We start from the raw sequence: 327 nt of genomic DNA, 5'->3' as shown, positions 1-327 counted from the left end.
AGGCCACCGGCTCCAGTACGTGCAACAGCAAGACCAGCAGGGCGACCGGCGCCAGCACCAGAAGCGTCAGCGTCCACCACGGGTGAACCTTGCCGCTGCGCTCCAGGCGCACCAGCTCACCAAGGAAAAAACCGTCACGTTGAACCTGATGGCGCAGGGCCGAGAACTTCTCGACCCACAGCGCCAGCACCAACACCAGAAAACTCATGCCTTGTCCTCGTTGTGCCGCAGCGCTTCACGGTAGCGCGGCCAGTCGAATGCCGGGCCGGGGTCGGTCTTGCGCTGCGGGGCAATGTCGCTATGGCCCTGGATACGGCCCAGGTCGAT

Annotated in this window: 1 protein-coding gene; it reads right to left on the bottom strand. The window is 64.5% G+C overall.

Annotated elements, in window-relative coordinates; all coding sequences use genetic code 11:
- On the bottom strand, window positions 1–208 hold a 208-nt coding region (locus QWI17_RS00875; protein ID WP_302720599.1), incomplete at its 3' end, for a hypothetical protein.
- Window positions 209–327: the final 119 nt, after the last annotated feature.

Origin of the sequence: Gilvimarinus gilvus (genome assembly GCF_030518155.1) — a bacterium.
GTDB classification, from domain to species: Bacteria; Pseudomonadota; Gammaproteobacteria; order Pseudomonadales; family Cellvibrionaceae; genus Gilvimarinus; species Gilvimarinus gilvus.
Note: the sequence above shows the minus strand (reverse complement) of the source record. Positions and strands in the feature narration are given on the sequence as shown.